Below are 20,761 nucleotides of genomic sequence, written 5' to 3'. Positions count from 1 at the left end.
TGCCCTTGTCCAGTCGATCAGCTTCTGCATGAACTCAAGCAGCGAGTCATGCCGTCGCTGAGGGAGGAAAGGCCACGTCAGGAAGGCCGGCGCCATCAGGACAACGATGATCAAGACAGGCAGGAACCGAAGAACAGTGAGTAGATACCGAGGGTTGAATACCTCAAGAATAGTAGAGAAATAGCCCAGCACAGTGAATTCCTTCTGGAACGAGCTGTGGCAGGCATCGGAATGACTTGCTCCCTGAGACCACCACAGCGTTGCCTTGGGTCTAGGTGCGTGTTGACGCAACCGACCCTTGCACCTGTGCGCCGAAGCAAGTCTTGAGGTCTTAGCGTTATGGCCCTTACGTGCTTCACGAAGACGTGGCACTGCCAGCCCTAGGTGCAGGTCACCAACCATTCCCTAAGGCGCTCGCTCAAGAGTGCTTTCGGCGAGTCTCGTTTCGCCGGGGAGCCACTCCTCTTCTGCTGGTGTGTCCTATGCGGGAGTGTAGCGAGGCGGACAGGGACCTTCAAGGAGGACAAGAACGGCCATCTTGTGCCGACCGCCGCGCGTCCCGGCCGGGTCCGGCCCGGCCTCCATGCCGTCGGCGATGCGCGCGACCTGACTGCTATGAAACTGGATCACACCTGCTCAGGTGCTGCTGCGTGAGGCTCTTCCAGTCCGGTGCGAGGTCCAGGGGCTCGCTTCAGAGGATGGGGTTTGCCCTCGGTCGATGATCGGTGTCAGGTAGGCAGCGTACTCCTCGAGCACCGTGATCATTTGGGTGTCGGTGGGCCTTGTGTTGCCGTGTCGTATGCGCGCCCAGACCGCGTCGACGCTGTTCCGCCATTTCCTCTGCGTCTCGGGGTCTTGTTGATCGCAGATGGGCGTCGGGGCAAAGACATGCTCTGCCTGTGTCATAAGGGACCAGAGGATGACGGATGCGATGTTCCGTTTTCGGTCACTGAGATCAACGGCAAAGCCCCCACCAGCAGCGTAATTGCCGACCGGGACGGCGATGCGGCTGGCGATTACTTCCCATGGCCTCGGGCCGATGCACCACGACGCCAGTGCCTTTCGACGCTGCTCGTAGTCGATGAGATTATCTCTGGCATCGAGTTCGGCTGCGAGATTGCGGAGTGCAGTTTCAAACTCAAGCGGGTCAGGGCGCTTTCGGGCCCATCCGTGAACGTGCTTAGGGCTGTCTGCAATCCGGGCGGCGATGGCCGGATCCCCCAAATATAGACTCAAGCGGTCCGCGGCCTTCTGAATCGAGCCGCCGGATGCTGCTTGGCAGAGCCGAATCGCGACAGTCCGCCGGAGACGGACCGTCGCGATGCCGTCCATGTGCGCGAAGTGCCGTTGATACCAGTCTTCTTCGAGGAACTGAGGAATATGCTCCGGGCGGAAGCGGGTCCTGCGGACCGGTTGCTTCAAGCTCCGTCCAAGGGATCGCCCGGCATAGGTCTGCAGCACTGAGGAGACCGCTTGGAGAAACCCTTCCGAGCACTGGGGGCGGGTATTCAGGAAGGCGCGAGCCCAACTGACCTTGGAGGGCCGGCGTTCAGGTTCATCGAGAAGGAGCCGTAAGTGACTGGCGAAGGTGTCCGGGTCGCCCGCCCGCAGCAGGCGGTCCGCTGCCAGGAGGAGGGCCGCGTGCGGCTGTGCCTCCATCTGGGGCATGTCGCTGACGGCGTGGACGAGCGTCGACCGGGACCGGGGGGTCTCATTGGCGGCTGCCTCCAGGAATGAGACGAGATCTTTATTGTCCAGGAGATGGCGGGATTTGGGCCATGACGCCCTCAAGATTTGGCAGGCCGTTCTCAGATCCGTGAAGTAGTGAGCAGGGGATGTCGAGTGCCCGAGAGTTATCACCTCATCAGGACCAACCGGATTCAGAAGGCCGAGCAATAATTGCTGGAACTCCTCGTATTCGACTGGCAGCGGTTGAGAGTTGACCGAGTCTCGGTCAAGGCGATGCCCGCACTGCCCGTCGACGAATGCTCTGCATTGTGCCGGGTGCAGGCTTGCCTCGCGCCAGCGGGGAAAGTGCCGGACAGTGCTGCGGGTCGCGGTGGGAAGGATCACCGATTTGCATGCTGGGCATTCGTGTTCCAGGAAGCGGCGGTGTGCCAGGCAGGCGAAGACCGGCGGAAGGCGCCAACAGGTCTTCCAGGCCCCGCCGAAGGCCTGTTCCACCGGGTTGTCCTGGCCGGTCAGGCATTGGGGGCAGTATCGGGTGGCGTGCATGAAGAGCCAGCGGTGTTGTTGGTTCGCCAGGCCGTTGCGGCCGCTCGGGGAGGGCTGTGCGGGCGGGTAGCGGCTGCTGTAGGTGTCCAGCAGCATGGCGTCCACTTCGGTGTCCGTGGCCTTGATCATCCGGGCAAAGGTGTGCCGTCGCTCGGCGGTGAGGCCGATAAGAAGCGGCACCGGCAGGACGGCCCGATCTGCGCGGTCGGCGAGTCCGGTGCGGACGGCCAGTTCTGCTGGCGAGGTGTGCAGTCGGAAGGCGAGCCGAAGGAGGAATCCGGGCAGGGACTCGTCCGGCAGCGGCGGAAGGCTTCGGGCCAGGGGACGCAACGGGGGCAATGCCGTCTCACTTCCGGACTGCGGTCATCTGGGGGACGCCCTTGTCGTCGAAGACGGTGTTGCGCGGTCTGCGGCCCTGGACTGCCTTCTTCGCCGGAAGGGCCGGCGGGACCTCGCCCTCCTCCCCGGCGGCCCGGTCGCGCTTGGGATGCTGGGTGCGGATGATCACTCTGTCCAGCAGTTCCTCGGTGATCTCTTCGATGCCGGTGTCCATGGCCAGCGAGGCGCCGTCCTCGATCAGCCGCTCGATCAGCCCGACGACACCGCCGGTGCGACGGTAGATGTACTCGGGCATGCGACCGCCTGTCAGCATGCCCTCGCGGGCGTTGAACAGCCTGAGCTCGTCCTCCAGTCCGGTGAGATGGTCGACGAAGTCGGCGATCTCGTCGGCTGTGTCATAGCTGAACGGCCGCAGGTCGACGAGGTCGAACCGCCTGGCGGTCTGGGTGGACGCCTCGTCCCTCCAGTCCTCGTGACCGGGTTCGGGAAACTCCCACTGGCCGGTGGTGGGGTTCTGCCAGCCTCCCCTGAGCAGGCCGGAGTCGGGGATGCCGACACCGATCAGGACCAGGGTGACGCGCATGCTCATCAGGGCCCTGATCAGGTCGAGGGTGTCCTGGTCGTCCTTGCGGTGCATGCGGAGCCGGGTGATGTCGTCCAGAATCAGCACGCGGGTGCGATGATCACGCAGGGACGCACGGACCTGCTGGACGAGCTGGGTCAAGGTCATGTTGCGACCGCTGGTGCCGAAGAAGTCCAGGATGGCCTGGCAGGTCGATTTCGGTGTCGCAGTGACCGGCGTCTGAACGTAGGCGACGGTGGCCCGAAGATCGCGGGCACCGGGCAGCTCGGGGACGTCCACAAACTCCTCGAGCCCCAGCCACAGGTCCTCGAACGCGGCTGCCGCCTCGGCAGCCGTTTCCGTCTTGCCCTGGTTCCCACCACCGTTGATCATGAGTCCGGGACGCGTGGTCGGCTTCTGCTTCATCGCATTGCTCAGCAGCCGGTTCCCCATCAGCTCGGAGACGACCAGGCTCATCGGAGTGTCCAACAGCGGCAGGTTGGCGTGGGTGGCCCGGCGATGGAGATCGTGGATGGCCTTGTCGCGCTTGCTCTTGTTGTCATAGACGGCGCGGGAAATGCGGGGTGCGGGGACGAACGAGTGCCGCGTCAGCCTCCACCGCGTCCAGCCCTCAGCGGTCTCCCGGTCCGGGACCTCGCCCGGCAGAATGAATCCCTCGGCAGCAAGCCTGGCTTCGACACTCACCGTGCTTCCCCACGTTCTGTCTCGTCATCGCGTACCGAATCCGCCTCGGCCGGTTCGTCCGCGGCCAGCAGAGCGTGGGCCCTGCGGCGGGATCCGTCTCCCAGCCGGCGGGGGGCTCGGGGCGGCTGCAGGATGGCGGCCTCGCGCCGGCTGCGGCGCTCGGCGTCCACCGCCTCGTCCACTCGGACCGGTCGGCTGGGCCGGCTGCCGATGGCGGCGCCGGGCGTGCCCGCGGCGGGCCGGTCAGCCGCTGCCGTCTTCACCTGGGCTGCCTCACGGGCCCGTTCCCTGCGTTGGGCCTTGGTCAGCTGTCCCGGCCACTGCTCGGCCTTGACATGGGCGGCGAGCAACTCCAGCAGTAGGGGCAGCAGTTCGCTGTCCGTGCGGGGCTTGAGACCGGCCTGTTTCGCCGCGGTCAAAAGTTCGCGTACCCGTGCGTCAGTGAACGCGGGGATCTCGCCCGCCGGCGGCATGCCCGTCCACCGCAACTCGTGCCAGTCGTGCGTGCGCGGGTCCTGGAAGAACGCGAACCGTGCATCGCGCGGGTCGCGGTGCACAGTCCAGCGGTCCTTGTGCCGCCCGCCGCGACCGGATCCCTCCTCGTCGCGGTAGGGGTCCAGGGCCCTGCCGTCATACCAAAGTCCGCGGATCTTCACCCCCCTCTTGCCCTGGATGATGACCTGGTGCCGGGGCAGCAGCTGGTAGTAGAGGCTCGGCGAGGGAATCTCCAGGGCCCATCCGCCCTGGGCCATCGACGCGGCGAACAGCGTGTTCGGGCTGTGATCGCCGACCGGGTCCCAACAGGGGGCGTACTCGCCCATGCGCCGGTTCTGCCAGATGCGGACGATCCAGGTCGCCAGCAGATGCTCCATCTCCGCGACGGTGAGGACCGCGTCGCCCTCGATGTCGGCGCCACGGTCGGATGCGTCGACGCCGGTGTAGCCGGGCAAGTACTCGAACAGCATCGAACGGGCGGACCCGAATGCCCGCTCGACCGCCTGCTTGTCGGTCGGCCGCAGAACCCGCGCCGGCAGCACCTTCACACCCAGAACGTGCTGAGCCTGAACGAGGTGATGGTTGCGGTAGACGCTGCCGTGATCGGTCGTGACCGTCTCCGGCGCGAAGAACGGCAACGCGGCGACCTCGTGCCCGGCGAACTCCGCGACCAGGGCCGCCGGGACGCCCGGATAGGGCCACTCCATGTCCTCGCCCCAGTCGTCCCGCATCGGCAGCGGCATCGTCACGTCCCGCAGCAGCATCGCGACGTCGGTCGACGTGTCCGAGACCAGCGTCAGACGGAACCCGACCAGCGAGTGCGTGTAGACACACATGGCCAGCGTGAGATAGACGGTGACCGGGTCGTCGAAGACCGTCTCGCGCAGCATCACCGGCAACACCGTGGTGTCCAGGGCAACGACCTGACCGGGCCTCTCGACGATCACGTGTTCGCCCGTGGTCTCCAGCAGCGCGGAGCGGGCATAGCGCTGACGTGCGCGACCCGTGCCGAACCACTCCCGCCAGACCACTCGCAGCGTGCCGTAGCTCGGGATCTTCTCGGCGGCCTCCTCGCCGTAGGTCTCCAGCACGTACTGGTGGATGAGGCCGACCCGGGCCCGCATGTTGATCTTCGACCGGTGCAGGGTCTCCTGCCGGACGGCGAGGATCGCCTTGCGAACCTCGTCCGTGATGCTCGGGTGTCCGCGCGAGGCGGGGGTCCAGCGGTCGTCGGCGCATCCCATCGTGACGTCGGCCCGCCGTTTGGACTCCCACCGAGTCAGCGTCCGGTAGCTCACTTGGGACAGACCCAGCACCTTCGCGTGTTCCGGATCAAGGGCCTTCAGCTCGGCGACCTTCGCCCGCCGCCGTTGGGTCACGGTGGTGCAGTCCGGGTCGTACTCGGGCCGAGGCTCACCCGGCCCGGGGTGCAGCGGGTCACCGCCGCGGTATCCCGTCTCGACTTCCAGCAGGTGGCCCCGCCTGATCTGCAGCAAGGTCCGTTGGTGATCGGTGAGATCGTCCTCGGTCCTCGGCTGCAGACGCCGTCCCGACACGGTCGCCACCGTCGAACGCCGGCAGCGAGGATGGTGGGCGAGCATGCGGAACGACACCGTCTGCCGCGTCCCCGTGTCGGACGTCAGCAGCACCCTGCCGTACTGCGGTTCGACGAGATCCACCCGCCATTCCTCGTCGTCCAGGATCAGGCTCTCGCCGATGGCCAGTTCCAGCAGCCCGGCCGCCTGCCCGCTCATCGAACGGCCTCCCTCGCGACGCGAAGGATGCTGCTGTCGCCGAACGGAGCTGCCAGGTCGACGCCCAGCTGGCGGTGCCAGAGCAGGTGCAAGATCACCGGTCGGGCAAGGGAAGGGAACTCGTAACTGTCCGCCAGCGCGCGGAAGGTGAGCGGCTGCGACAGGGCCTGGGCGGCCCGGGCCGTCTGCAGCAGCATCGGCTTCAGGCCCAACCGGTCCTGCATCGGGCGGCGCCGGGAGTAGAGCAGGTCGACGTTTCTCCAGGTCAGCGGCCTCCATCCCGTGACGACGGCGTAGCCCCACCCCAACGCGAGCGCGACCTCGGACGTGGCCGCGAACTTCATCAGATCATCGTCATCCATCCGGCCTGCGGGCCTGACATCCACAAGCCACCTGCCTCGCCTGGAAACCAGAAGGAAATCGGGAATGTGCTCACGCCAGCCGCCCTCTCCTTGGAACTCCAGCAGGAAAGGCTGCGACAGCATTTCCTCCGCATCACCCGTGAAATCCGCCATCGCGAGGAACTGATCCTCACGGTGAGACTCGAAAGCATGCTGACGCCCGGTCGACAACACTGACTCCAGACCCGGGCGATGGAACTGCCCTTGGCGCCAGGTGAAGCCCCGCCAGGGAACGCAGCCGGTCAGCGGCACCGCGTTCAAGCCCTCGACCGGGCCGGCCCGCTTCACCTTGCCGACCTTCCACGTCGCACTCCACCGGGCCGACCAGCCACGATCGAGGTTCAGCATCGCCCGGCCGACCGCGAGATTCTCCTCACCGCAGAGGAGGGCGAGGTCCTCCCAGCCGCACGCATCCGACCAGAGCGGGCTGGCAACCCTCCCCTCAGATACGCGCGAGGCGACAGGCCCTTCCACACTGGTCTGCTTCATAGGAACAGCAGACAGGGGCGCGCAGAAGGTAAGGAGAGATTTGAGCAAAGAGGTGCCAACAAGCGTGAAACCTGCGTAAGGTGCCACCCCTCACCGGCAATCAGTGCCAACCATCATTGACAGATTTTGCCGGGACCGCAGGTCAGCGCTCTCACTCGGTGCCACCCGCGATTGAAATTCTCAAGACCGCAGCAGGGCCTGCTGGGCCGGGGGTTCGAGGTCCCCGAGCAGCAACAGCCGCAGCCCGCCCGTGCGTACCAGCAGCGTGACACTGGCGTCGTTCGGCCCTTCCGGCCGCAAGGCCGGGCCGGATACGGAGGCGGGTGTTCGACTTCCGGAGGGCACCCGGGCTCCCTGGGGCGGGGGCCACAGGACCCGCCAGGTGAGCGGTCCGACGCCGCGTTCCTCTCCCGCGACGGCCGTCACGACCGGGATGTGCCGCTCGGCCGCCTCCTTGCGGACGAACCGCGCCTGGTCCGCGGGCTCCGCGAGCCCGGTGGTCTGGATCGCGGCAACCGAGCGACCCCGCAGGACGCCGGGCAGGCCCGCCACGTGGTCGGCGTGGAAGTGGGTCAGGATCACCAGGGGGACGCGGGTGATGCCCAGCCGCCGCAGACAGTCGTCGACCAGTGCGGGATCCGGTCCGGCGTCCACGACCACCCCGGTTCCCTCGCCCGCCGCCAGCACCGTCGCGTCGCCCTGTCCGACGTCGCACATCACGAATCTCCAGCCGGGCGGTGGCCAGCCCGTGATCACCCGGGTCAGCGGAGCCGGCCGGGTCACGACCAGCACGAGCAGTATCCCGAGCAGACCGCACCACACGGGGTGCCGCAGCAGCCTCCGGCCGAGCGACACGACGGCCACGGTGACCGCCGCGAGCGCCAGTGCCCCCGGCCAGCTCCCCGGCCAGTCCACGCCCGCGCCGGGCAGCGCCGCCCCGGCCCGGGCGACTCCCGCGATCCACCCGGCAGGCCAACTCGCGCACCAGGCCAGAGCGTTGGCCACCGGCATCAGCAAGGGCGCCGTCACAAGTGCCGCGAACCCCAGTACCGTCGCCGGCGCGACCGCCAGCTCGGCGAGCAGGTTGCACGGCACCGCCACCAGGCTCACCCGGGCCGACAGCACCGCCACGACCGGCGCGCACACGGCCTGGGCCGCGGCAGCCGCCGCCAGCGCCTCGGCGAGCCTCGGGGGTACCCGGCGCCGCCGCAACGCCTCGCTCCAGCCCGGCGCCAGTACCAGCAGCGCGCCGGTGGCCAGCACCGACAGCAGGAAGCCGTAACTGCGAGCCAGCCACGGGTCGTACAGCACCAGCAGCAGAACGGCCGTGGCCAGAGCCGGGATCAGCGATCTGCGGCGCCCGGTGGCCAGGGCGAGCAGTGCGACGGCACCGCAGGCCGCGGCCCGCAGGACGCTGGGGTCGGGCCGGCAGACGATCACGAAGCCCAGCGTCAGCGCTCCCGCGAGCAGGGCCGTCACCCTGAGCGAGAGGCCCAGGCGTGGTGCCAGACCTCTGCGTTCGGCCCGTTGCGCCAGGCCCGGCGGTCCGATGAGCAACGCGAGCAGGACGGTGAGGTTGCTGCCGGAGACGGCGAGGAGGTGCGCCAGGTCCGTCTCGTCGAAGGCGTGGTCCAGCTCGGGTGTGATCCGCGAGGTGTCCCCGACGACCAGTCCGGGAAGCAGCGCCCGCGCGTCCCCCGGCAGGTCCTCGGTCGCCTCCCGCAGCCCCGCCCTGAGCCGGCCCGCGAGCCGTTGCGGCCCGCTCGGCCCCGCCACGATCCGGGGCACCGGCCGGCCGCGCACCCGGAGCACGGCCGCCGTCCGGTCGCCGCCCGTGAGCGCGGGCGCCAGCCGCCCGCCGACCCGGAGCCGCGTGGACGGCAACAGCCCGAGCCAGGCGGCTCGCCCACCCGGCCGGTGCCGTTCGGCTCCGGCCGGCGGCCCGGGACCCCGGCTTCTCCCGGCGCTTCCCTCCGGTGCCGGGACATCCGCGTCGACGATCAGCAGCACGGGCGTCCGGATCCGTGTCCGCCGTCCGCCGGCCACCTCCACGCTCAGCACCTCGGCCCGCGCCAGCACGGCCGTCGGTGCCATGTGGTCGCCGCTCACCCGTGGCCCGCTCAGCCAGGGATCGCCGCTCACCTCGACCTCGGCGGTGACGGTCGCGAACCGCCGGGCCAGCTCGGGCACCGGGCCGCGCCGTACATCGGCCCCGTGCAGTCCGGCGGAGACGGCCGCCGCGGCGGCACAGAGCAGCACCGCGGCGACGGTGGCCCGCGCCCAGCGAAACCGGCCCCACACCCACCCGGCCGTCCCGGCCCGTCCGGTCCGCCCGGACTGTCCGGGTAGCCAGGACTGTCCAGGCCGCCCAGGCCGCCCAGGCCGCCTTGACCGCCCCGACCGTCCGCTCCGCCCTGTCAGCCCCGTCCGCCCGGCCCGGCTCGGTCGCCGCACCGACAGCAGCAGGACACCACCGAGCAGGCAGCCGAGGACGGTCCCGGCGGTCCAGGCCGCCGGTGCGTCCAGGGTCAGGGCCGCCGTGCCCCAGGCGGCGAGCGCGGGCGGCACCAGGCGCAGGTCCAGGGGGTCGGCCCGACCGGTCGGCGCGGGGCCGCTCCCCTCGTGCCCGGCGCCCGGTGCGGCCGCGTCGAGCGCGCGGCTCATGGCCGTACCAGGTCGCGCAGATCGGTGAACCGGCTGTCACCGATGCCGTTGACCTCGCGCAGTTCGTCCACCGAGCGGAAACCGCCGTGCTGGGTGCGGTAGTCGATGATGTGCCGGGCCAGTACCGGGCCGACTCCGGGCAGGGTGTCGAGCTGGTCCGCGGTGGCGGTGTTGAGGGACACCGGCGCGGCCGGGCCCGTGCCGGTCGCACCGGAGAGGGGCCCGGGCACCGAGCCGGCGGGAGCGGCTCCCACGGGGACACCAACGAGGACCTGCTCACCGTCGACCAGGAAACGGGCCCGGTTGAGCCCCTCCGTACTCACGCCCGGCCGGACCCCGCCCGCCGCTCGCAACGCGTCGGCCACCCGGGCGCCGGACGGCAGCCGCAGGATTCCTGGTTTGCGGACCTTGCCGCCGACGTCCACGACGATCTCCGCGCCGGGTGTCGCCGAGGCGGCCCCGGTCACCGCGGTCGCCGTCTCCTCCTCCTTCTTGGTGAACGGGGGCTGCGCGTGGACCACTTGCGGGGCGCTCACGGACTGGGTCCGGCCCGACCAGAAGTGCTGCGCGGCGAAGACGGCAGCGATCACGAGCACCACGGTCAGGGCCACGACCGCTCGCCGCTCCAGCCCGTACCGCGTCTGGAGCCATACCGGCATCCGCTCCCGCAGCGCCAGCCCGGCGCGTTCGTGCCAGCCCGGAGCCGTGGGCACCTGCGCCTCTCCCGGGCCCCCCGGTTCCGGCGGCTGCGCGCCACCGGCCCGTTCGTCCTTCGGTAAAAGGGCGGATGACGGGGGCGGTGGGGCAAGGTCGGCAGGTGAGCGCGGCGGGACCGCGCTCACCGCTGCCGACGCGCCGGCGGAGCCATCCGGATCCGGCGGCGCGTTCCCGGACTCCCGCCACTGCACCGCCCGTTCACCGAAGAGGAGTTCCGCTCGGCGGCGCAGTTCCTCCGCCGGCGCGGGCGGACGACTGCGGGTGCGACGGTGTTCGGCGGGGCCGGGATCGGTGGCGCGGTGACCGGTGACGCGCTGTCCGATGGCCCGATGTCCGGTGGCGCGGCGGTGCCGGACGCGGCCGTCGGAAGCCGGGCCACGGCCGGGGCCGCTGGTCGGGGTCGCGATGCGGGAGCGGGATCGAAGTGCCATGTGACGAGGATGGAGCACTTCGCCGCATCACGATGATCTTGGTGAATTCCCGTGCATTACCGCCCGGTTGTGGATAACTCCGCCACCCACACGAGTGAAACCGACAGGACGACAGGCGAGCCGGGCCCCCGCCCCGGCCTCAGCGAGGCGAGACGACCGCCCCCAGCAGACCAGGCCCGGTATGTGCCCCGATCACCGCTCCGACCTCGCTGACATGCAGGTCGGCCAGGCCCGGGACGCGTGCCCGCAGCCGGTCGGCGAGCGCGGCGGCACCGTCGGCGGCGTCGAGATGGTGAACGGCGATGTCGACCTCCGCGTTGCCCGCCCGCTCCACGGTGAGCTCCTCCAGACGCGCGATCGCCCTGGACGCCGTACGCACCTTTTCGAGCAGCTCGATACGGCCGTCGTCGAGTTGGAGCAGGGGTTTGACGGCGAGCGCGGAGCCCAGCAGCTTCTGCGCGGCGCCGATACGGCCGCCTCGGCGCAGATAGTCGAGCGTGTCGACGTAGAACACGGCGGATGTCCCGGCGGCCCTCTTCTCGGCGGCCGTGACGGCCTCGTCCACCGTGCCGCCCGCCTCCGCGGTCTCGGCCGCGGTGAGGGCGCAGAAGCCGAGCGCCATCGCGATCACCCCGGTGTCCACCACGCGTACGGGCACCGGTGCCTCGCGCGCCGCGAGGACCGCCGCGTCGTAGGTGCCGGACAGCTCGGCGGACAGGTGCAGGGAGACGATGCCGCTCGCGCCGGAGTCGGCGAGTCCGCGGTAGGTCTCGGCGAACACCTGGGGGCTGGGGCGGGAGGTGGTCACGGAGCGCCGTTTCTGCAGCGCCTGGGCGAGGGAGCGGGTGGAGATCTCGGTGCCCTCTTCGAGCGCCTGGTCACCGAGGACCACGGTCAGCGGGACCGTGGTGATGCCGTGGCGCTCCATCGTCCGGGGCGGCAGGTAGGCCGTTGAATCGGTGACGATCGCGACATGGCGGGACATGAGCTGGAGGTTACCTGGCGCAGTGCCCGCTCGGCAGCCCGGCCCCTGTCGGGTGCCCGGTAAGCGGCCCGCTCATGTGGTGCTCTCGGGGCGGGGCTTCTTCTGCCACGGGACGGTCGGGCGCCACGAGGGTCCGGTGATCGCGTCGGGGGCGGGCCGCGCGGTGGCGGGAGCACCGGCCGCCCCGGCCCGCGCCTGCCCCGTGGCGGGGCCGTCCGCAGGGGCGGCGGGGGTGTCGGACCAGTGGGAGGACGTCTGGCCGGGCTCGGTTCTCGTCCAGTGGCGCAGGGCGTCCGCCTCGATGCCGATCTGGGCGCTGAGGTGGTCCAGCTCGTCGTCGGAGAAGCGGCGGGCCCGGTCGCGGACGGCCCAGCGCAGGGAGTCGGCGGACTGGGTGATGCGCTCGGTGCGCGCGCGGAGTTCGGGCAGGCGCGCGGCGAGCGTGGCCCGGTCGGGCTCGGTCTCCAGGCGCTTGAGGTCGGCGTCCAGGTCATGCCCGTGGACGCTGAGCCGTTCGAAGAGGCCGAGGGACTCCTTCAGCGACTCGTCCTCGGCCGCGCCCGCGTGCAGCGCGTCCTGCGTGGCCCGCATGGAGGTGCGCAGGGCGAGCCGCAGCCGGGCGATCTCGCCGGCCGGCCCGGGCTGCGCGACGGACTTGGCGCGCAGGGTGTGGTCCTCGACCGTGCGGCGGGCCTGCGCGATGGTCCGGTCCACACCGCGCTTGGTGGCGCGGACGGCCTTGACCGTGGCGTAGGCGCCCAGGGCGACGAAGATCAGGAAGAGCAGGGCGAACACGGTGAGCACTACGTCCATGGCGCTCCTCCTCCGGTCGGTGCGGTACGGCCCGCTGCGCCTCTCCACGGTAAACGCAGCGGGCAGGCCCGGAGTTCCGTCCGAACCCCGAACCTGCCCGTAGGGGACTACCCCGAGCCGGTGGAAGCACCCGTCTCGTGCCCCGGTGTACGCCGGTGTTTACGCGGCAACGATCACGCGGGAACGATGTTGACCAGCTTCGGCGCCCGCACGATCACCTTGCGGATGCCCGCGCCGCCCAGCGCCGCGATCACCTTCTCGTCGGCCAGCGCGACCTTCTCCAGCTCCTCCTCGGAGATGGCGGGCGGCACCTCCAGCCGGGCCTTGACCTTGCCCTTGATCTGCACGACGCAGGTCACCGTCTCGTCGACGACGTAGGCGGGGTCGGCGACCGGGAAGTCCCGGTGGACGACGGAGTCGGTGTGGCCCAGCCTGCGCCACAGTTCCTCGGCGATGTGCGGGGCCAGCGGGGCGACCATCAGCACCAGCGGCTCGGCCACGGACCGCGGCACCGCGCCACCGGCCTTGGTCAGGTGGTTGTTCAGCTCGGTGACCTTGGCGATGGCGGTGTTGAAGCGCAGGCCCTCAAGGTCCTGGCGTACGCCGTCGATGGCCTTGTGCAGGGCGCGCAGGGTCTCCTCGTCGGGCTCGGCGTCGGTGACGGCGACCTCGCCGGTGGCCTCGTCGACGATGTTGCGCCACAGCCGCTGCAGCAGCCGGAACTGGCCGACCACCGCGCGCGTGTCCCACGGGCGGGAGACGTCCAGCGGACCCATGGCCATCTCGTACAGGCGCAGCGTGTCGGCGCCGTACTCGGCGGCGATCTCGTCCGGGGTCACCGCGTTCTTCAGGGACTTGCCCATCTTGCCCAGCAGGCGGGTGACCTTCTCGCCCTGGTAGTAGTACGCGCCGTCGCGCTCCTCGACCTCGGCGGCGGGCACCGCGATGCCCCGGCTGTCGCGGTAGACGTAGGCCTGGATCATGCCCTGGTTGAACAGCTTGTGGAACGGCTCGGCGGAGGAGACGTGCCCCAGGTCGTAGAGGACCTTGGACCAGAAGCGCGCGTACAGCAGGTGCAGCACGGCGTGCTCGGCGCCGCCGACGTACAGGTCCACACCGCCGTGCGGCAGGCCCTCGCGCGGGCCCATCCAGTACCGCTCGATCTCCGGGTCCACCAGCCGGCTGTCGTTGTGCGGGTCCAGGTAGCGGAACTCGTACCAGCAGGAACCGGCCCAGTTGGGCATGGTGTTGGTCTCGCGGCGGTACTTCCTGGGGCCGTCGCCCAGGTCCAGGGTGACGTTGACCCATTCCTCGTTGCGCGAGAGCGGGGTCTCGGGCTGGGTGTCGGAGTCGTCCGGGTCGAAGGTGCGCGGGCTGTAGTCCTCGACCTCGGGCAGCTCCAGCGGCAGCATCGACTCGGGCAGCGCGTGGGCGATGCCGTCCTCGTCGTAGACGATCGGGAAGGGCTCGCCCCAGTAGCGCTGGCGGCTGAACAGCCAGTCGCGCAGCCGGAAGTTGACGGTGCCCTCGCCGATGCCCTCGCGCGTCAGCCACTCGGTGATGCGCGCCTTGGCGTCGGCCACGCCCAGGCCGTTCAGGCTCAGGTCGCCGTTGTCGGAGTCGACGATCTTCGCGTCGTGGGAGACGAAGGCGTCCTCCCAGGTGGACGGGTCGGTGCCGCGGCCGTCGGTCGGCTCGACCACGCAGCGGACGGGCAGCTCGAAGGCACGCGCGAAGGCGAAGTCGCGGCTGTCGTGGCCGGGGACGGCCATGATCGCGCCGGTGCCGTAGCCCATCAGGACGTAGTCGGCGATGAAGACCGGGATCCGCTCGCCGCTGACCGGGTTGGTCGCGAACGCGCCGGTGAAGACACCGGTCTTGTCCTTGGCCTCGGCCTGCCGCTCCACGTCGGACTTCGAGGCGGCCTGCGCCCGGTAGGCGGCGACGGCGTCGGCCGGAGTGGCGTGGCCGCCGGTCCACACCTCGTGCGTGCCCTCGGGCCACGCCTCGGGGGTGAACTTCTCGACCAGCGGGTGCTCGGGCGCCAGCACCACGTAGGTCGCGCCGAACAGGGTGTCCGGGCGGGTGGTGAAGACCGTGATGCGCTCGCCGTCGATCGGGAAGTCGATGCGGGCGCCCTCGCTGCGGCCGATCCAGTTGCGCTGCTGGAGCTTGATGGCCTCGGGCCAGTCCAGCTCCTCCAGGTCCTCCAGCAGCCGGTCGGCGTAGGCGGTGATGCGCATGTTCCACTGGCGCAGCTTGGCCTTGAAGACGGGGAAGTTGCCGCGCTCGGAACGGCCGTCGGCGGTGACCTCCTCGTTGGCCAGGACGGTGCCCAGGCCGGGGCACCAGTTGACGGGCGCGTCGGAGGCGTAGGCCAGGCGGTACTCGCCCAGGATGTCGGCGCGTTCGCGGGCGCTCAGCTCGTGCCACGCGCGCGTGGTGCCCGGAACGGCGCGTTCACCGGACTCGAACTGGGCGATCAGCTCGGAGATCGGGCGGGCCTTGCGCGCCTCGTCGTCGTACCAGGAGTTGAAGATCTGCAGGAAGATCCACTGGGTCCACTTGTAGTACTGCGGGTCGATCGTGGCGAACGACCGGCGCTTGTCGTGGCCCAGGCCCAGCCGGCGCAGCTGGGCCTTCATGTTCTCGATGTTGGCCTCGGTGGACACGCGCGGATGCGTGCCGGTCTGCACGGCGTACTGCTCGGCGGGCAGGCCGAAGGCGTCGAAGCCGAGGGTGTGCAGGACGTTGTGGCCGGTCATGCGCTGGAACCGGGCGTAGACGTCGGTGGCGATGTAGCCCAGCGGGTGGCCGACGTGCAGGCCCGCGCCCGAGGGATACGGGAACATGTCCATGATGAACTTCTTGGGCTTGGCGGCCAGCTCCGGGTCGCCCGCCAGGTCGCCCGTGGGATTCGGCGCCGCGTAGGTGCCGTCGGCGTCCCAGAAGTCCTGCCAGCGTGCCTCGATGTCGGCTGCCATGGCGGCCGTGTAGCGGTGCGGCGCGACCTCCGCCGACGCGGCGGCGGTGGCAGCGGGGTTCGTCTCGCTCATGATCCTCAAAGCTCCATCGATCGTCTCTGCCTGCGGAAATGAAAAAACCCCTCACGCAGGAGGGGACGCCGCGCCGATGCCGGCCTCACGGCTGAACCGGGGTCGGTACTGATCAGCGCGGCCCGCTAAGCAGAAGGCGTACGGCACGCATGGCGCTAGGGTACCGCAGCCCTTGAGCAAGCCGCGACGGGCTTCCGTATCCCTGAGGGACATGTCCACGAAGCCCGCCGGAAGTGAACAAAGGTCGGCGATTACTTCGCCCACCTCCCCCTATGGAACGCCACTCCGATCAGATTGTCCGTCGATAACAACGCAATAACCCAAACCCCGTACTGATCGGTATGGCGCCACTTAGAGTGCGGCAGCGGGACCGCTTTCCCGAAACTGCTCGGAGTCGCCCCCATGAACCCTCGTCGCAGTACCAGCTCGCTCCCTCTGCCGGGCCGCTCGGCCTATGGGATGGCGTCCGCCGTCGCCTTGCTGCTCCTCCCCGTGTCCGTGCCGGTCGGAGGCGTTCGGTTCCGCGAGTTCCTGGACTTCGGCGCGGGCGTGCTGTCCCTCGTCTCGCTGAGCTGCTCGGTGATCTGGGGCCTGTTCGCCCAGGACCGGATCTTCCTGAACACCCGGCAGCGGATCATCGGCCAGGCGGTGCACCGGACGACCGCGGTCGCCTCGATCGCGTTCCTGCTGCTGCACATCACCACGAAGATCGCGCTCGGCCACACGGAGGTGATCGCCGCGGTCGTTCCGTTCTCGCTCGGCGTCACCAAAATCGCCGGCCTGATCGGGCTGGGCTCGCTCGCGGCCCTGCTGATGGTCTTCGTGGGGGTGACGGGCGCCCTGCGCGGCGCCTTCGCCAGCCCTGCCCCGGTCGCGGCGCGCTGGCGGGCCATGCACATGCTGGCCTATCCGGCATGGTGCGCGGCGCTGATCCACGGTCTCTACGCGGGTCGCGCGGCCAAACCCGTCTTCGTGGTCCTCTACGGCCTGTCCCTGCTCGGCGTGATGGGCGCCCTCGCGCTGCGCGCCGCACCGCGCCCGGTCAAGCGCCGGGTCGCCGGCCGGCTGACGGCCCTGTTCGACCGCTCCGGGCGGCCCGGCCCCGACGAGCCGGAGGCGCGCCGCTCCCGGGCGGCGGACCCGGCCCGGCCCGCCCCGCACGGCCGCCGGGAGCCGCGTCCGGCACCCGCCGCCCCACTCCACCAGGCCCCGGCCGCCGAGCCCCCCGCCGGCTTCGCCGCGGCCTACCGCGCGGTGTCCGTCCCGAACCGCACGCGGCAGCCCTTCACGGCCGCCCAGGCGGCCGCTGCCGAGCTGCCGCCGGATCCGTGGCCTCCGTGGCCCCCGCAGGCCGTTCCGCGCCCGGACGGCCCCTACGGCGCCTCGGGCGGCTGGCCGGTCCCGTCCCCGCCGCCGGTCGGCGAGGCCCCGCCGTCCGCGGACGACCCGCTCCAGGACACCGGGTACACCCTCCCGGTCCACGGCGGTCCGGGCACCACCGGCTACGGCGGACGTGACGTGTACGACACCGCTGAGACGAACGGCTTCCACGGCACGTACCCCCCGGGTGACCCGTTCGACAGCGGTCCCGCCACCGAACCGCTGCCCGGCTCGCCCTACGGGGCACCGGGTTCGGGCGAACCATGGAACACGCCTTCCGGAGGCTTTGAGTGAACGAGGCCCTGCCCGACGTCCCCGAGGTCCGCGTGGTGGGTCTTCCCCAGCTCACGTCGGGCTTCGACCTTGTGGAGCGACTCGACCTGCCGATGCACCTGAAGGTGCACGGGCCGCTCGACCCGCTGGGCGGCGAACAGCTCGCCCAGCTCGCCGAACGCATCAACCTCAAGGGGCGCGGCGGAGCCGGTTTCCCCTTCCACAAGAAGCTGCGCTCGGTCGCCGAGTCGGCGATCAGGCGCGGGGTGCGGCCGGTCGTCGTGGTCAACGGCAGCGAGGACGAGCCGGCCTGCCGCAAGGACACCGTGCTGATCAACCGGGCGCCACACCTCATCCTGGACGGCGCCCTGCTGTGCGCGGAGGCGCTCGGCGCGCGCACCCTCGTCATCGGCGTCACCCGGGAGTCCACGCAGCGTTCCATGGAGGCCGCGCTCGCCGAACGCGGCCTGGGAAACAGCCGTAGATCGGCGCTGCGCGCATGGGTGCAGCGCAATCCGGTGCGCATGGTCACCGGTGCCGCCGCCGCGCTGATCCGATCGATCGACGGCGGCCCGGCGATCCCGCCCGGCCGCAAGGTCAGCGCCTCGCGCAGCGGCGTCGGCGGGGCGCCCACGCTGCTGTCGAACGCGGAGACGTTCGCGCAGCTCGCCATAGCCGCCCGCATCGGCCCGGAGCGCTACGCCCACACCGGTCTGTACGAGGAACCGGGCACCGTGATGCTCACCGTGTCCGGTGCGGTCGCCCGCCCGATGGTGGTCGAGGTGCCCACGGGCGTGCCGCTGCGCTACGTGCTGCAGCTCGCGGGCGCCCCGCCGGTGCCGCAGGGCGTGCTGACCGGCGGCTACCACGGCAAGTGGATCGACGCGGCGACCGTGGACGAGGCGATCGTCTCCCGCAACTCGCTGGATGCGGTGGGCGGTTCGCTGGGCGCGGGCGCGATCCTGCCGATCGGCCGGGAGACGTGCCCGCTGGGCGAGTCGCTGCGGGTGGCGCAATGGCTGGCCGAGGAGAGCGCCGGCCAGTGCGGGCCCTGCTATCTGGGACTGCCCGCCGCCGCGCGCGGGCTGGAGGACGTCCTGAACGGCGGTGGACCGGCGGCCCTGGAGGCGCTGAGGCAGGTCGCGCACAACGTGAAGCGGCGCGGGGCGTGTTCGCACCCGGACGGCTCGGCGATGTTCCTGGAGTCGACTATCGGGGCGTTCACCGACGACCTGGCGGCGCACGTCCTCGGAAACGGCTGCGGACGGCCCGTGGAGGGCGTTCTGCCGCTCTTCGAAGGGGGCGGGGCCCCTACGGGCGTCCCGGGCGGCGCAGACCCCGCGGAGAGCGGCGCGAGCCGGCAGAAGATCCACGTCGACTGGACGCTGTGCCGGGGCCACGGATTGTGCGCGGACATCCTTCCGGAGGTGTTCGAACTCGGCGCGGACGGCTTCCCGACCGTCGCCCAGGCGCGGGTACCGCGCCATGCGGAGGCGAAGGCGCTGCGCGCGGTGCGCCGCTGCCCGGCGCTCGCCCTGCGCATCGAGGAGGACACGCGCGGGCAGGCGCCGTCGCGCAATCTGCCGGTGCTCTCCCAGGGGCGCGGCCGGCGCGCGCTGGGCCGCTGAACCCACGTGCGGAGCGGGCCACCCGGGCCGGGTGGCCCGCTCTCGAAGTTCCACCGTGCTCCGCACGGCAACACGCCGAAGGCGGGCCATCCCCAGGATGACCCGCCTTCGACTTCTGTGGAGCTAAGGAGAATTGAACTCCTGACCTCCTGCATGCCATGCAGGCGCTCTACCAACTGAGCTATAGCCCCTTGTTTTGTTGTCTCGCCCGGTTCCCCCGGCGACGACGTAAACATTACAGGCCCGTGGACGCAGCACCAAATCGGTTTCGGCTTCACTCCGGTATGACCGCTAATGTCGGCTTCCATGACCGAGAGGGCGCCGTTCACAGCACACCGCCGGATCCCGGTCGCCCTGGGCGCGTGCCTGATGTCCTTCACGGCGTTCTGGGCCGCGCAGCGGGCCGCGCACGTGTCGATGGTCGACCTGATGGTCTACCGGGCCGAGGGAGCCACCGTGCGCGCCGGCGGCGACCTGTACGCGCTGCGCGCGACCACCGCGCACCTGCCCACCACCTACCCGCCGTTCGCGGCCCTGCTGTTCACCCCGCTGACCCTGCCGGACACCGCGCTGCTGCGCACGCTGGCCACGGCCGGCAATCTCGCCCTGCTGGTGGTCTTCGTACGGCTGTCGCTGAAACTCGTCGGCCACGCGCGCGTGGAGACCGTCTGGTGGGTCGCGGGGGCGGCCGTGTGGTGCGAACCGGTGTGGACGACCCTGCGCTACGGCCAGATCAACCTGTTGCTGGCCGTGCTGGTGCTGTGGGACCTGACCCGCCGGCCCGCCGACGGCCACGACCGCTGGAGCGGGCTGGGCCTCGGGCTGGCCACGGCGGTCAAACTGACGCCCGGACTGTTCCCGGTGTTCCTGCTCGCCACGGGCCTGGTGGACCGGCTGCGGGGCGGGCGGGGCGAGCCGTGGCTGCGGCACGCGCGCGGGGCGGCCGTCGCGTTCGCCGGGGCGACACTGCTGGCGGCGGCCGTCCTGCCGTACGACTCCTGGCGGTTCTGGACGCGCATGGTGTTCCACGCGAGCCGGGTGGGACTGGCCGAGGACACCGGGAACCAGGCGCTGCGCGGCATTCTGGCGCGGCTGCTGCACACACCGGACCCGGCGGCCGTCTGGGCGGCCGGCGCCGCCGTACTGGCCGCCCTCGGCCTGACGGTGGCGGTGCGGGCGGAGTCGCGGGGGCGGCGGGCCTGGGCGGTGTGCGCCTGCGCGGTCACCGCGCTGTTGGTCAGCCCGGTGTCGTGGACCCACCACTGGGTGTGGTGCGTGCCGCTGGTGCTGCTGCTGTGGACGCGCGGGCACCGGGCGGCGGCCCTGGGCACCGTGCTGGTCTTCTGGTCGTACCTGCCGTGGTGGGTGCCGCACGGGTCCGGACGGCCGGAACTCCACCTGGGGAGCGCGCACTTGCTGCTGTCGGCCGGCTACGGCGCCGCCGGTGCGCTCTTCCTCGCGCTGACCCGGACAGCGTCGCCGGGGCCCGGGGCCGGCGGGGTCCGGGTCAAGCCGTGACGAACTGGTAGAACCGCTTGAGCGTGCAGTGCTCCTCCAGGAGCCGGCCGTAGATCGGCTCGCCTTCCAGCTCCCGGTAGGTCTCGATGGGGTCGCCTTTTATGATCAGCGCCCGCGCGCATTCCTCGCACCAGTACTGGTAGTCGGGATTGATCGGCTCCATGTCGCGGACGATGGGCGTACCACTGCCGCACCAGTCGCACTTCCGCCGGTGTGCCCCCATCGATCAGCTCCAGGTGTGGCCGCAGGCCGTGCACACGTACGAGATCCCGCCATTGTCGCCGAGCACTTGCGCCACATGCGCGGAACCGCAGGA

13 protein-coding genes and 1 tRNA gene are annotated in these 20,761 nt (G+C 70.7%); 3 read left to right on the top strand and 11 right to left on the bottom strand.

Annotated elements, in window-relative coordinates; all coding sequences use genetic code 11:
* Nucleotides 1-636 precede the first annotated feature (636 nt).
* The 9 genes from ABD350_RS08090 to leuS form a co-directional block, all read right to left on the bottom strand.
* Nucleotides 637-2,565 (bottom strand): TniQ family protein, encoded by a 1,929-nt coding sequence (locus tag ABD350_RS08090; RefSeq protein ID WP_344347111.1) that lies wholly within the window; start codon nucleotides 2,563-2,565, stop codon nucleotides 637-639.
* A 16-nt stretch (nucleotides 2,566-2,581) separates the two neighbouring features.
* Nucleotides 2,582-3,841: an ATP-binding protein gene (locus ABD350_RS08085; protein ID WP_344347110.1), complete on the bottom strand. Its 1,260-nt coding sequence runs from the start codon at nucleotides 3,839-3,841 to the stop codon at nucleotides 2,582-2,584.
* Nucleotides 3,838-6,090, bottom strand: a complete 2,253-nt coding sequence (locus ABD350_RS08080; protein WP_344347109.1) for a transposase — start codon at nucleotides 6,088-6,090, stop codon at nucleotides 3,838-3,840. Before ABD350_RS08080 ends, ABD350_RS08085 begins: the two co-directional genes overlap by 4 nt.
* Nucleotides 6,087-6,980 carry a TnsA-like heteromeric transposase endonuclease subunit gene (locus ABD350_RS08075; RefSeq protein ID WP_344347108.1) on the bottom strand — a complete coding sequence of 298 codons (894 nt, stop codon included), beginning with the start codon at nucleotides 6,978-6,980 and terminating at the stop codon, nucleotides 6,087-6,089. The genes ABD350_RS08080 and ABD350_RS08075 overlap by 4 nt, the downstream gene beginning before the upstream one ends.
* A gap of 180 nt (nucleotides 6,981-7,160) precedes the next feature.
* Complete coding sequence (locus ABD350_RS08070) at nucleotides 7,161-9,644, bottom strand: ComEC/Rec2 family competence protein (protein ID WP_344347107.1); 2,484 nt, start codon at nucleotides 9,642-9,644, stop codon at nucleotides 7,161-7,163.
* The gene (locus ABD350_RS37930) at nucleotides 9,641-10,357 is read right to left on the bottom strand and encodes a ComEA family DNA-binding protein (RefSeq protein ID WP_382466647.1); all 717 of its coding nucleotides are present in this window, start codon (nucleotides 10,355-10,357) and stop codon (nucleotides 9,641-9,643) included. Before ABD350_RS37930 ends, ABD350_RS08070 begins: the two co-directional genes overlap by 4 nt.
* A 574-nt stretch (nucleotides 10,358-10,931) precedes the next feature.
* The gene (locus tag ABD350_RS08060; protein ID WP_344347105.1) at nucleotides 10,932-11,777 is read right to left on the bottom strand and encodes a DegV family protein; all 846 of its coding nucleotides are present in this window, start codon (nucleotides 11,775-11,777) and stop codon (nucleotides 10,932-10,934) included.
* Between the two features lie 72 nt (nucleotides 11,778-11,849).
* Nucleotides 11,850-12,590, bottom strand: coding sequence for a hypothetical protein (locus tag ABD350_RS08055; RefSeq protein WP_344347104.1), 741 nt, complete (start codon nucleotides 12,588-12,590; stop codon nucleotides 11,850-11,852).
* A gap of 173 nt (nucleotides 12,591-12,763) precedes the next feature.
* Nucleotides 12,764-15,646: a leucine--tRNA ligase gene (gene leuS / locus ABD350_RS08050; RefSeq protein ID WP_344347103.1), complete on the bottom strand. Its 2,883-nt coding sequence runs from the start codon at nucleotides 15,644-15,646 to the stop codon at nucleotides 12,764-12,766.
* Between the two features lie 402 nt (nucleotides 15,647-16,048).
* On the opposite strand from leuS, the gene ABD350_RS08045 reads away from it, so the two are divergent.
* Together ABD350_RS08045 and ABD350_RS08040 are read left to right on the top strand one after the other, a co-directional pair.
* Nucleotides 16,049-17,320, top strand: a complete 1,272-nt coding sequence (locus ABD350_RS08045) for a ferric reductase-like transmembrane domain-containing protein (RefSeq protein ID WP_344347102.1) — start codon at nucleotides 16,049-16,051, stop codon at nucleotides 17,318-17,320.
* Nucleotides 17,317-18,927 (top strand): ferredoxin, encoded by a 1,611-nt coding sequence (locus ABD350_RS08040; protein WP_344347100.1) that lies wholly within the window; start codon nucleotides 17,317-17,319, stop codon nucleotides 18,925-18,927. Before ABD350_RS08045 ends, ABD350_RS08040 begins: the two co-directional genes overlap by 4 nt.
* Nucleotides 18,928-19,045: 118 nt before the next feature.
* On the opposite strand, the gene ABD350_RS08035 is transcribed toward ABD350_RS08040, so the two are convergent.
* A tRNA-Ala gene (locus ABD350_RS08035) sits at nucleotides 19,046-19,118 on the bottom strand.
* Between the two features lie 115 nt (nucleotides 19,119-19,233).
* Here ABD350_RS08035 and ABD350_RS08030 point away from each other — a divergent pair.
* Nucleotides 19,234-20,445, top strand: a complete 1,212-nt coding sequence (locus tag ABD350_RS08030) for a glycosyltransferase 87 family protein (protein ID WP_344347098.1) — start codon at nucleotides 19,234-19,236, stop codon at nucleotides 20,443-20,445.
* Here the strand turns inward: ABD350_RS08030 and ABD350_RS08025 are convergent.
* Complete coding sequence (locus tag ABD350_RS08025) at nucleotides 20,435-20,668, bottom strand: hypothetical protein (RefSeq protein WP_030653820.1); 234 nt, start codon at nucleotides 20,666-20,668, stop codon at nucleotides 20,435-20,437. The two genes, ABD350_RS08030 and ABD350_RS08025, sit on opposite strands and share 11 nt — an antisense overlap.
* Between the last annotated feature and the right edge of the window lie 93 nt (nucleotides 20,669-20,761).

The organism is Streptomyces nogalater, from assembly GCF_039532885.1.
Classification (GTDB): domain Bacteria; phylum Actinomycetota; class Actinomycetes; order Streptomycetales; family Streptomycetaceae; genus Streptomyces; species Streptomyces nogalater.
The sequence above is the reverse complement of the archived record's forward strand: the minus strand, read 5'-3'. Positions and strand labels throughout refer to the sequence as shown.